Below are 11,972 nucleotides of genomic sequence, written 5' to 3'. Positions count from 1 at the left end.
AGCCGCCGGCCCTTTCGGGTCGGCGGCTTTTTCGATGGGAGATCGAAAGGATCAGTCCGCGTACACGCCGGCGGCCTTGATGATCGGACCCCACTTGGCGATTTCAGCCGCGACGAACTTCTTGTGTTCGGCCGGCTCGACGCGCTTGTCGGTGGTGATCACGGCGCCCAGGCCTTCTTCGCGCTTGATGAAGGCCGGGTCCTTCATGGCGGCCTTGATGGCTTCGTTGATCTTCTTCAGCACCGGCGCGGGCGTGCCCTTGGGGGCGTACACGCCGTGCCAGATCGACACTTCGAAGCCCTTCAGGCCCGACTCGTCGAGCGTGGGCAGGTCTTTCAGCGCGGGCGTGGTCAGGCGCTTGGCGGTGGTCACGGCGTAGGCCTTGACCTTCTTGGCCTCGATCTGCGACGTGGTGTTGGTGGTCTGGTCGCACAGCAGGTCGATCTGGCCGCCCAGCAGGTCGGCGATGGCCGGCGCGGTGCCCTTGTACGGCACGGGCGTCATCTCGATCTTCAGCGCGCTCTGGAACAGCAGGCCGCACAGGTGCGAGGCGGCGCCCAGGCCGGCGTTGCCCAGGTTGATCTTGCCCTTGTTGGCATTGATCCAGGTCGTCAGTTCCTTGTAGTTGTTGGCGGGCAGGCCGGGCTTGCCGATGAGCGTCATCGGCACTTCATTGACCATGCCGAGGTATTCGAAGTCGTTCTCGACGTTGAACGGCAGCTTGCGGTACAGCGCCGGCATCGTCGACATGCCGATGTGGTTCAGCAGCAGCGTGTAGCCGTCGGGGTTGGCACGGGCCACCTTGGCGGTGCCGATCGAGCTGCCGGCGCCGGCGGTGTTGTCCACGATGATCGTCGTGCCCAGCGTCTTCTGCAGCGATTCGGCCAGGTCGCGGGCCACGCGGTCGGTCGGGCCGCCGGCCGAGAAAGGCACCACCAGCGTCACGGGCTTGCCTGCGGGGAAATCCTGGGCGTGTGCGCCGACGGCGGCCGCGGCAATCGCCGCGAGGGCAAACAGTTTCTTCATGATGTCTCCGACGGAGTTTTTAAATGGAAAGGGTCGCGATCTTATCGGCTGACCGGGGGCTGACCCATACCGAATAGCCCTTAGGAATGTCACCGTTTTCGCCCCATGCTGGGGCATGATCACGCCCGTCCCGCGCACCCGCGCCGGGGTGATGACAACCACAAACAGGCCAGCCCGACGGGCGGCATCGAGGAGAAGAAACCAATGGATCCCTGGGTCTATCCGCGCGAGCGTTGGCTCGGCAAACTCACGCTCGTTCTGGGCCTGCTGGCCTGGACGCTGATCGTCGTCGGCACGCTGGGCATCGCGCTGCTGTACGTGCTGCTGGGCTTCATCGGCTACGTGTTCGCGCAGTCGGCCGTCATCGCCTGGATCAAGGGCACGGGCGTGAAGCTGTCGCCCCAGCAGCTGCCCGAGCTGCACGCGCGCTTCGTCGACTGCTGCACCCGCCTGGGCATCGCGCAGCCGCCCGAGGCCTACCTGCTGCACGGCGACGGCATGTTCAACGCCTTCGCCACGCGCTTCTTCGGCCGCAACTTCGTGGTGCTGCTGTCCGACGTGGTCGACGCCATGGAGGCGCAGCCCGACGGCATCCACTTCTACATGGGCCACGAGCTGGGCCACATCCGCCGCGGCCACCTCACGGGCCACATCTGGCGCGCGCCCGTGCTCTGGCTGCCGCTCCTGGGCGCGGCCTATGCGCGCGCCAAGGAATACACCTGCGACCTGCACGGCGCCGCCTGCTGCCGCGAGGTCGACTCCGCACCGCGCGCGCTGGTCGCGCTGGCCGCCGGCGCGCAGCAGTGGCGCAACGTGAACCTGCAGCGCTACGCCGCCCAGTCGGCCGGCAACCGCGGCTTCTGGGGCTCGTTCCACGAACTCATCGGCGGCTACCCCTGGCTCACCAAGCGCGTCGCGCGCGCCATCGACCCGGGCGCCAAGCTGCCCGAGCGCAACCCGGTGGCGTACCTGCTCGCGCTCTTCGTGCCCTACGCCGGGCGCGCGGGTGGCGGCGCAGCGGGTGTGCTGATCGTGGTGGCTGTCATCGGCGTCATGGCGGCTGCAGCCATCCCGGCCTACCAGGAGTACCAGACCCGCGCCGTCGTCGCGCAGGCCTGGTCCGAGGGCGCGCCGGTGCGCAACGCGCTCACGCGCCACTATGAAGAAAAGGCCGAGATCCCCGACACCCTGGCCGCCGTCGGCCAGCCGGAGAACCTGCCCAACGGCGCCACCCTCACGCTCGACCCAGACAGCATGGTGGTGGAGGTGGCCACGCCCAAGGGCACGCTGCGCATGGAGCCGTCGTCGACCGACCGGGGCATTGCGTGGCATTGCAGCGCGGGTGAGGGGTTGAAGGACAAGGCGTTGCCGGCGAGCTGCAAGAAGTAGCGAGAGGGAGCGAGAGGGAGCGAGGCCGGCGCCCGATGGGTTCCGTCTTTCAATCTGAAAACAACGGGAGAGAATTTGATGGGCAACGGCAAACAGCCGCGGCAACCGGCCGTACCAAGAGGGATAGACGCAGATCAGGCGCCAACGCCGCAGGTACAGAAAGCCGCAGGGAGCGAAGGCGGCGGATTCGTCTTCAGTGTTGCAAGCCTCCTGACGACAATTTCTATCTTTGGGGTCTTGCTCGCGCTACTCGGCTATGGGGTCGCGCTTTCTGCAGAGGGGCGGTTTGGGATGCCTCGTGCCCAGTTGATCGATTCGACAATGGATATGCTTGACTTGTCGACGTGGGTGATTCTTCAGATTGTCTCGAGGGGACTTGAGGCCTTCAAGAGCTTTTCTCTTTACGGCCAAGTGTTGAAGAGCACGGTCCCCGCGGCGATCCTCCTGCTAGTGGCTTGGCCGGTTTTTGCAGTCTTTCTGTCTCGACGCGGCAAGCGGGCTGGACGCGACACCGCATCCGCTACGTCGTCCTCGGCGTCCAAATCGAACAACAAGGCGCCCAGCTTTCTCGTTGCGTTGAAGCAGACTTGGTGGTTGCCAGTAAGCATTGCCGTGACACCGTTCGTGATGTTGGCTGGGGTCGCCATCATTGTCTTGATGGCCGTCGCGTTGGCGCTTGTCCTGGTCCTGGGAATGACTGCGGGCGAGGCGCATATTGATCGGTACGTGGTCGGGCCTAAGGCTTGTGATCCTGTAAGGAATCGATACCAACGTCTGATCCGTCCGCAGTGGCCCGATGAAGCAGCAAAGAAAGAAGAACCGGAGACTGCGCAGTGCGTCTCCATCAAATTCACAGAAGGCGATACCGAAATACGCGGGCGAGTCGTTTTCGCCCTGAGCAAAGCTGTAATCCTGTATGACCCAGCGACAGGATCAGTGAAGCGCGTACCAACGGAGAGCGCCATCGTTGAGGTGATCTCTTCACTTTGAGAAAAGCCAAGGATCCAAAGGACAGTGTGCAAGAGGGCCATGTGAAAGCCCCCTGCAGCGGCCCGTGCAGCGCCCCTACTTGTAGCTGCGCGCGTCCTCGATCACCTTGCCGTCGTTCGGCAGGGTGCCCGGCGCCACCAGTTCGATGGTGCCGCGCAGCTTGGTCACTTCGCGCACCGCGTCGGCAATGCGTGCGTCGAGCCCGGCCGGGGCGCCGGCGCATTCCAGCTTGAAGGTCATCTGGTCGTCGCCCATCTCGCCCGACACCACGAGCCGCGCGCGCACGATCTCGGGAAAGCGCCGCACGACCTCGGCGACCTGCGAGGGGTGCACGAACATGCCGCGCACCTTGGTGGTCTGGTCGGCGCGGCCGAGCCAGCCCTTGATGCGCTTGTTGGTGCGGCCCGTGGGGCAGGTGCCCGCGAGCACGGCCGAGAGGTCGCCGGTGCCGAAGCGCACCAGCGGGTAGTCGGGGTTGAAGGTGGTGACCACGATCTCGCCCACCTCGCCGTCGGGCACCGGGTCGCCGGTGCCGGGGCGCACGATCTCGACCAGCACGCCCTCGTCGATCACCAGGCCCTGGCGCGCGCTGGTTTCGTAGGCGATGAGGCCCAGGTCGGCGGTCGCGTAGCACTGGATGCCCTGCACGCCGTGCGCGGCAATCCAGTCGTGCAGGCTGGGCGGAAAGGCCTCGCCGGACACCAGCGCCTTGGTGAACCACGGCAGCTTCTGGCCCTTTTCCTCGGCCTTCTCCAGCAGGATCTTCAGGAAGCTCGGCGTGCCCGCATAGCCGTCGGGCTTGAGGTCGACGATGGCTTCGAGCTGCTGCTCGGTCTGGCCCGTGCCGCCCGCGAAAATGGTGCAGCCCATGGCATGCGCGCCGCTTTCCATGATGGAGCCGGCCGGCGTCATGTGGTAGCTGAAGCTGTTGTGGATCAGCTCGCCGCTGCGAAAGCCCGCCGCATGCAGCGCCCGCGCGGTGCGCCAGTAGTCGCGCGCCTCGCCCTCGGGCTCGTAGATGGTGCCGGGGCTCGCGAAGATGCGCGGCATGCGCGGCCCGCGCACGATCGACGCAAAGCCGCCGAAGGGGTCGTCGGCGCGGCGCGCCTTCTGCAGCTCGAGCAGTTCCGACTTGCGGGTGACGGGCAGCTTCGCGAGCGCTTCGCGCGAGGTGACGTCGGCGGGCTTCACGCCGTCGAGGATCTTCGTGAAGGCGGACGTTGCAGTCTGTGCCTGCGCGATCTGCCGGGGCAGTGCGGCCAGCAGGTCACGTTCGCGTTCGGCGGGGTCGCGGATTTCCAGTTGGTCGTAGTGGTCGTTCATGTCCGTACCCTTCGTCTATCGATTCGTTCGCTCTGGGGTGGGTACTTCAGGCCAGCCAACGCTTGCGGCGCTTGTAGCTCTTCACATCGCGGAAGCTCTTGCGGTCTGCGCCGCCCACGCCGAGGTAGAACTCCTTCACGTCCTCGTTCTCGCGCAGGCTCTTGGCCTCGCCGTCCATCACGATGCGGCCGTTCTCCAGGATGTAGCCGTAGTCGGCATAGCGCAGCGCCATGTTGGTGTTCTGCTCGGCCAGCAGGAAGGTCACTTTTTCCTTGGTGTTCAGGTCTTTGACGATCTCGAACACCTCTTCCACGATCTGCGGCGCCAGGCCCATCGAGGGCTCGTCGAGCAGCACCATGGTCGGGTTGGCCATCAGCGCGCGGCCGATGGCGCACATCTGCTGCTCGCCGCCCGAGGTGTAGGCCGCCTGCGAGGTGCGGCGCGTCTTCAGGCGCGGGAAATACGCGTACACCTTCTCCAGCGTCTCCTGCACCGAGGCCTTGCCATCGGTGCGCGTGTAGGCGCCGGTCATCAGGTTCTCTTCGATGGTCAGGTGGGCGAAGCAGTGGCGGCCTTCCATCACCTGGATCAGCCCGCGCTTGACCAGCTCGGCCGGCGACAGCGCCTCGATGCGCTCGCCGCGCAGCTCGATGGTGCCCTTGGTCACGGCGCCGCGTTCGCCCGCGAGCAGGTTGCTCACGGCGCGCAGCGTGGTCGTCTTGCCGGCGCCGTTGCCGCCGAGCAGCGCGACGATGCCGCTTTCGGGCACGGTCAGCGACACGCCCTTGAGCACGAGGATCACGTGGTTGTAGATGACCTCGATGCCGTTGACGTTGAGAAGGATCTTGGGTTCGCTCATGGTGTGGTCCGAAGCATTCGAAAGAACAACGACGCTGTTCTTTCAGATACCCGCTTGACCCACCGCCCTTCGGGGAACACCGCGGAACCGGCTTTGCCGGGCCGCTGGTGTTGCCCCCTGCAAGGGGGGGGAGAAGCGACACGAAGTGCGCGTAGCCTGGGGGTTAGCTCAAGACTGGCAATCCGCGGCTTCGCGGCGGGTGAGCTTCTTCTCGCCGGCGTACTTGTCGGCGGCTGCCTTCACCATCGGCTTGATGATCTGGCTGTCGGCCTCGTACCAGTCGGACATGCCGCCCCACTTCGCACCGTCCCAGGTGTGCACGCGCGCCCAGGTCGAACCCATGTGGTCCTGGCACGAGGTGCTCACCGGGCGCATCACGCCCGAGAAGCCCAGTGCGTCCAGCTTCTTCTGGTCGAGTGCGAGGTTCTCCATGCCCCAGCGCACCTGCTCGCCGGTCATGACCTTGCCCTTGCCGAAGCGCTCCTGCGCACGACGCACGGCCTCGATGGTCAGCATCTGGATGATCACGCCGCGCGTGTAGAGCACCGAGCCCACTTCGTCCTTCGGACCCGTGCCCTGGCCCTTGTCGTGCACCTGCTTGAGGATGTCCTGGATCACCTTGGGCTGCGTGCCCGAGGTGTTCAGCGCCAGCGCGTTGTAGCCCTTGGCGTTGGCGCCCACGTCCTTCACGTCGGGTTCGGCGCCGGCCCACCACACGCCGTACATCTTCTCGCGCGGGTAGCCCGTGGCCACGGCTTCCTTCAGGGCGGTGGAGTTCATCACGCCCCAGCCCCACAGCAGCACGAAGTCGGGACGCGACTGGCGCACCTGCAGCCAGGCCGACTTCTGTTCCACGCCCGGTGCGGTCACGGGGATCAGAGAGAGCTCGAAGCCGTTCTGCTTGGCGCGCTCCTGCAGCAGCGGGATCGGCTCCTTGCCGAACGGCGAGTCGTGGTACACGAGGGCGATCTTCTTGCCCTTGAGCTTGTCCATGCCGCCTTCTTTTTTGCCGATGTGCTGGATCAGGATGTCGGCCGCGGTCCAGTAGGAGCCCATGAGCGGGAAGTTCCACTTGAACACGCCGCCGTCCTGAGAGGCCGACAGGCCGTAGCCCAGCGTGATGAGCGGGATCTTGTCGGTGGGCACCTTGTCGGTCAGCGCGAAGGTGATGCCGGTGGCCTGCGGGTCGAACAGCGTCACGCCCGGGCGGCCCTTCAGGCGCTCGTAGCATTCCACGCCCTTGTCGGTGGCGTAGCCGGTTTCGCATTCCTCGTACGTGATCTTCACGCCGTTGATGCCGCCGGTGGCGTTGATGTACTTGATGTAGTCCTGCTTGCCGTTGGCCCAGGGCGTGCCGTTGGGCGCGTAGGGGCCGGTGCGGTACACCAGCAGCGGGAAGAACTGTTCCTTGGCCTGGGCCTGCGCGAGCGAAGGCGCGAAGGCCGCGCCGAGGGTGCTGGCCACCAGGGCGGCGGTCAGAGCGAGCGATTTCAGTGTCATGCCTGTCTCCTTTTGTGGGCACCTCGGTGCCGGGTTTTTACGAACGAACAACAACGAACCAGAACCTGTCAGTGCGGGAAGGGCCACAGCCGCAGCTTTTCCTTGGCCGTGGACCACAGCCGCGCCAGGCCGTGCGGCTCCACGATCAGGAAGAACACGATCAGCGCGCCGAAGATCATGGTCTCCAGGTGCGAGGCCAGTGCGGTCGAGATCGAGAAGCCCAGCCACCCCGGCAGCTGGTTCAAAAAGAGCGGCAGCAGCACGATGAAGGCGGCGCCGAAGAAGCTGCCCATGATCGAGCCGAGCCCGCCGATGATCACCATGAACAGCAGCTGGAACGAACGGTCGATGCTGAAGGCCGCCGGCTCCCACGCACCCAGGTGAATGAAGCCCCACAGCGCGCCGGCCACGCCGACGATGAAGCTGCTCACCGCGAAGGCCGTGAGCTTGGCGTACACCGGGCGGATGCCGATCACCGCGGCGGCCACGTCCATGTCGCGCATCGCCATCCACTCGCGGCCGATGGCGCTGCGCACCAGGTTCTTGGCGAGCAGCGCGAACACCACCACGAAGATCAGGCAGAACAAATACTTCTGCACCGGCGATTCGATCGGCACGCCGAACACGTTCAGGCCCGCCACGCTCACCGAACCCGAGGACGAGTTGTTGGTGAACCACTGGATGCGCAGGAAGGCCCAGTCGGTGAAGAACTGCGCGGCCAGCGTGGCCACCGCCAGGTACAGGCCCTTGATGCGCAGGCTCGGAATGCCGAACAGCACGCCGATCACCGTGGCGCACAGCCCGCCCAGCAGCAGCGAGGCGATGAGCGGCATGCCGTCGATGCGCACCTGGAAGTTGTAGGCCGCGTACGCGCCCACCGCCATGAAGGCGCCGGTGCCCAGCGAGATCTGGCCGCAGTAGCCGACCAGGATGTTGAGGCCGAGCGCCGCCAGCGACAGGATCAGGAAGGGCGTGAGGATGGCGCGCATCCAGTAGTCGGAGACGCCCATCGGCACCACGACGAACGCCACGAGCAGCAGCACGAGGATCGCCAGGCGGTCCTGCGCGATCGGGAAGATCTGTTGGTCGGCGCGGTAGCTCGACTTGAACTGGCCGTTTTCTCTGTAGAACATGTCAGACCCGATCGATGATCTTTTCGCCGAACAACCCTTGGGGCCGAACCAGCAGGAAGACCAGTGCAAGAACATAGGCAAACCAGATCTCGATGCCGCCACCGAGCATGGGGCCGAGATAGATTTCGGACAGCTTCTCGCCGACACCGATCAACAGGCCGCCGATGATGGCGCCGGGGATCGAGGTCAGCCCGCCGAGGATCACCACCGGCAGCGCCTTCAGCGCCACCAGCGAGAGCGAGAACTGCACGCCGAGCTTGGAGCCCCAGATGATCCCGGCCACCAGTGCCGAGAAACCGGCCACCGACCACACGATCACCCAGATGCGCGACAGCGGAATGCCGATCGATTGCGCGGCCTGGTGGTCGTCGGCCACCGCGCGCAGCGCCCGGCCCGTGGCGGTCTTCTGGAAGAAGATGGCCAGCACCACCACCAGCGCGGCGGACACCAGTGCGGCGATCAGGTCTTCCTGGCTCAGCAGCAGGCCGCCCTGGAAGGTGCCTTCGAGCACCATCAGCGGTTCCTTGGGCATGCCCACGTCGATCTTGTAGATGTCGTTGCCGAAGATCGTCTGGCCCACGCCGTCGAGAAAGTAGGCGATGCCCAGCGTGGCCATCAGCAGCGTGATGCCTTCCTGGTTCACCAGCTTGCTCAGCGCCAGCCGTTCGATGAGCCAGGCCACCACGATCATCACCGCCATCGCGGCGATGAAGGCCAGGATGTTCGCGAGGATCTGGCTCTGGAAACCGAACCACTGCGGGAACCACTCGGCGAAGCGCGCCATGGCCAGCGCCGCGAACAGCACCATCGCGCCCTGCGCGAAGTTGAAGACGCCCGAGGCCTTGTAGATCAGCACGAAGCCGATCGCGATCAGCGAATACAGCATGCCGACCATGAGGCCGCCGAAAAGGGTTTCGAGGAAAAATCCCATGGTCAATGCTCCACGCCGAGGTATGCCCGGATCACGTCTTCGTTGTTCCGAACTTCATCCGGCGTGCCGTCGCCGATCTTCTTGCCGTAGTCCAGCACCACCACGCGGTCGGAGATGTCCATCACCACGCCCATGTCGTGCTCGATGAGCACGATGGTCGCGCCGAACTCGTCGTTCACGTCGAGGATGAAGCGGCTCATGTCCTGCTTCTCTTCCACGTTCATGCCGGCCATGGGCTCGTCCAGCAGCAGCACCTGCGGCTCCATTGCGAGCGCGCGGCCGAGGTCGACGCGCTTTTGCAGGCCGTAGGGCAGGCGGCCCACCGGCGTCTTGCGGTGCGCCTGGATTTCCAGGAAGTCGATGATGTGCTCGACGAACTCGCGGTGCTGCAGCTCTTCGCGTTCGGCCGGGCCCCAGCGCAGCGCCTGTGCGAACAGGCCGCTCTTCATCTTGAGGTTGCGCCCGGTCATGATGTTGTCGAGCACGCTCATGCCCTTGAACAGCGCCAGGTTCTGGAAGGTGCGCGCCACGCCCATCTCGGCCACCTGGCGCGAGTTCATGTGCTTGAAGGTCTGGCCGCGGAAGGTGATGGAGCCCTGCTGCGGCCAGTACACGCCGTTGATGCAGTTCAGCATCGAGCTCTTGCCCGCGCCGTTGGGGCCGATGATGGCCCGCACCTCGTGCTCGCGCACGTTGAAGCTGATGTCGGTCAGCGCCTTCACGCCGCCGAAGCTCAGGCTGATGTTCTGGACGTCGAGGATGACGTCGCCAATCTTTCGGTTGCTCATGCGGCGGCCTTCACGATGGGGAAGGTCTTGGCGTCGTTGATCTTCAGCGTGGCGCTGACAACCCCCGTGCGTCCGTCCTCGAACTTGACCTGGGTCTCGATGTACTGCGCGGTCTTGCCGCCGTACAGCGCGTCGACCAGCACGGCGTATTTCTCGGCGATGAAGCCGCGGCGCACCTTGCGCGTGCGCGTCAGCTCGTCGTCGTCGGGGTCGAGTTCCTTGTGCAGCACGAGGAAGCGCGCGATCTGCGTCTCGCCCATGCCGTCCTCGGCCGCGAGGTCGGCGTTGACCTTGGCGATGCACTCGGCCACCAGCGTCAGCACCTCGGGCTTGCCGGCCAGGTCCACATAGCCGCCATAGGCCAGGCCGCGGCGCTCGGCCCAGTTGCCGACCGCCTCGAAGTCGATGTTGACGAAGGCGCACACCTCGTCGTGGCCGTTGCCGAAGCACACGGCCTCCTTGATCTGCGGGAAGAACTTGAGCTTGTTCTCGATGTAGTTGGGCGCAAAGATCGCGCCGCCCACCAGCCGGCCCACGTCCTTGGCGCGATCGATGATGCGCAGGTGCCCTTCGCTGTCGAGCACGCCCGCGTCGCCGGTGTGGAAGTAGCCGTTGGCGTCGAGCACCTCGGCCGTGGCGTCGGGGCGCTTGTAGTACTCCTTGAGCACCGACACGCCGCGCACCAGCACCTCGCCGTCGTCGGCGATCTTCAGTTCGATGCCCGGTGCGGCCGTGCCCACGGTCTGCAGCTTGACCTTGCCGTCCTGCTGCAGGCACACGTAGGCGCAGGTCTCGGTCTGGCCGTAGAACTGCTTGAGGTTCACGCCGATGGAGCGGTAGAAGCGGAACAGGTCGGGCCCGATGGCCGCACCGGCCGTGTAGGCCACGCGGATGCGGCTCATGCCCAGCACGTTGCGCAGCGGGCCGTAGATGAGCAGGTTGCCCAGGCTGTACATGACGCGGTCGCCGGTGCTCACGGGTGCGCCGTTGAGGATGTCGGCGCCCACGCGCTGCGCCAGCGCCATGAACTTCGCGTACAGCCAGCGCTTGGGCGCGGCCGCGTCTTCCATGCGGATCGACACGGCCGTGAGCAGGCCTTCGAAGGTGCGTGGCGGGCCGAAGTAGTAGCTCGGGCCGATCTCGCGCATGTCGTTCATCACCGTCTCGGCCGACTCGGGGCAGTTGAGCGTGAAGCCGCCCACCAGCCACTGCGCCACCGAGAACAGGTGGTCGCCCACCCACGCCATCGGCAGGTAGCTCATGATGTTGTCGCCGGGGCCGAGCTTGTCGGTCTCGACGCCGCCGCGGCCCGCCGCGATGAAGCTGGCGTGCGTCTGGCACACGCCCTTGGGGCGGCCGGTGGTGCCCGAGGTGTAGAGGATCACGCCGACGTCGGTGGCTTCGCCGCTGGCCACGGCGCGGTCGTAGTAGCCGGCGTTGGCCTTGTCGAAGGCCCGGCCCAGCTCGCGCAGCTGCTCGTAGCTCATGAGCCCCGGCTGCTCGTAGTGGCGCAGGCCCTTGGGGTCGTCGTAGATGATGTGGCGGATGCCCTGCTGCTGGCCCTCCTGGCCTTGCTGCAGTTCGCGGCATTCGAGCAGCTTGTCGACCTGCTCCTGGTCTTCGACGATCACGAACTCGATGCTCGCGTCGTTCAGCATGAAGACCATCTCGCCGGCGACCGCGTCCTGGTACAGCGGCACGGGCACGCCGCGCAGGCTTTGCGCGGCGAGCACGGCCATGTACAGGTGCGGCCGGTTGGCGCCGACGATCGCGAGGTTGTCGAAGGCCTTGAAGCCAAGGCTTGCCAGACCGCAGGCCATCTCGCGCACTTCCTGCGCCACGGCGTTCCAGGTCCAGGTTTGCCAGATGCCAAGGTCTTTTTCGCGCACGGCGGGAGCCTCGGGACGGGCCTCGGCATGCGCGAGCAGCAGACGGGGGAAGGTGGGGGCGGTGGTTTGCACAGTGGCCGGATCGTAGGTCCCACTTTGACGCCCGGTTGTCGTTCCAACGACAATCCTAGGGACACTACTCCC

Annotated in this window: 10 protein-coding genes; 2 read left to right on the top strand and 8 right to left on the bottom strand. The window is 65.7% G+C overall.

All coding sequences use genetic code 11. The features are described 5' to 3' along the window. Positions 1-51: 51 nt before the first annotated feature. Positions 52-1,026: a tripartite tricarboxylate transporter substrate-binding protein gene (locus ACAM42_RS32000; protein WP_139700556.1), complete on the bottom strand. Its 975-nt coding sequence runs from the start codon at positions 1,024-1,026 to the stop codon at positions 52-54. Between the two features lie 204 nt (positions 1,027-1,230). Here ACAM42_RS32000 and ACAM42_RS31995 point away from each other — a divergent pair, with 204 nt between their 5' ends. Both ACAM42_RS31995 and ACAM42_RS31990 read left to right on the top strand, forming a co-directional pair. Next, positions 1,231-2,415, top strand: a complete 1,185-nt coding sequence (locus ACAM42_RS31995; protein ID WP_369630548.1) for a M48 family metalloprotease — start codon at positions 1,231-1,233, stop codon at positions 2,413-2,415. 78 nt (positions 2,416-2,493) lie between these two features. Then, on the top strand, positions 2,494-3,405 hold the full coding sequence (locus ACAM42_RS31990; RefSeq protein WP_369630547.1) for a hypothetical protein: 912 nt from the start codon (positions 2,494-2,496) through the stop codon (positions 3,403-3,405). Between the two features lie 75 nt (positions 3,406-3,480). Here ACAM42_RS31990 and ACAM42_RS31985 read toward each other — a convergent pair whose 3' ends face one another. The 7 genes from ACAM42_RS31985 to ACAM42_RS31955 all read right to left on the bottom strand — a co-directional run bounded on the left by ACAM42_RS31985 (position 3,481) and on the right by ACAM42_RS31955 (position 11,900). Next, positions 3,481-4,728 carry a phenylacetate--CoA ligase family protein gene (locus ACAM42_RS31985; protein WP_369630546.1) on the bottom strand — a complete coding sequence of 416 codons (1,248 nt, stop codon included), beginning with the start codon at positions 4,726-4,728 and terminating at the stop codon, positions 3,481-3,483. A gap of 46 nt (positions 4,729-4,774) precedes the next feature. After that, entirely contained in the window at positions 4,775-5,587 is an 813-nt protein-coding gene (locus ACAM42_RS31980) for an ABC transporter ATP-binding protein (RefSeq protein ID WP_062473897.1), read from the bottom strand. Between the two features lie 168 nt (positions 5,588-5,755). Further along, on the bottom strand, positions 5,756-7,087 hold the full coding sequence (locus ACAM42_RS31975) for an ABC transporter substrate-binding protein (RefSeq protein WP_062473894.1): 1,332 nt from the start codon (positions 7,085-7,087) through the stop codon (positions 5,756-5,758). Between the two features lie 68 nt (positions 7,088-7,155). Beyond that, the gene (locus ACAM42_RS31970; protein ID WP_062473892.1) at positions 7,156-8,220 is read right to left on the bottom strand and encodes a branched-chain amino acid ABC transporter permease; all 1,065 of its coding nucleotides are present in this window, start codon (positions 8,218-8,220) and stop codon (positions 7,156-7,158) included. Between the two features lies 1 nt (position 8,221). Beyond that, on the bottom strand, positions 8,222-9,151 hold the full coding sequence (locus ACAM42_RS31965; RefSeq protein WP_070062998.1) for a branched-chain amino acid ABC transporter permease: 930 nt from the start codon (positions 9,149-9,151) through the stop codon (positions 8,222-8,224). A 2-nt stretch (positions 9,152-9,153) separates the two neighbouring features. Then, positions 9,154-9,939, bottom strand: a complete 786-nt coding sequence (locus tag ACAM42_RS31960; RefSeq protein WP_062473888.1) for an ABC transporter ATP-binding protein — start codon at positions 9,937-9,939, stop codon at positions 9,154-9,156. Then, positions 9,936-11,900 (bottom strand): long-chain fatty acid--CoA ligase, encoded by a 1,965-nt coding sequence (locus tag ACAM42_RS31955; RefSeq protein ID WP_369630545.1) that lies wholly within the window; start codon positions 11,898-11,900, stop codon positions 9,936-9,938. The genes ACAM42_RS31960 and ACAM42_RS31955 overlap by 4 nt, the downstream gene beginning before the upstream one ends. Between the last annotated feature and the right edge of the window lie 72 nt (positions 11,901-11,972).

Source organism: Variovorax sp. V35 (assembly GCF_041154465.1).
GTDB classification, from domain to species: Bacteria; Pseudomonadota; Gammaproteobacteria; order Burkholderiales; family Burkholderiaceae_C; genus Variovorax; species Variovorax boronicumulans.
Note: the sequence above shows the minus strand (reverse complement) of the source record. Positions and strands in the feature narration are given on the sequence as shown.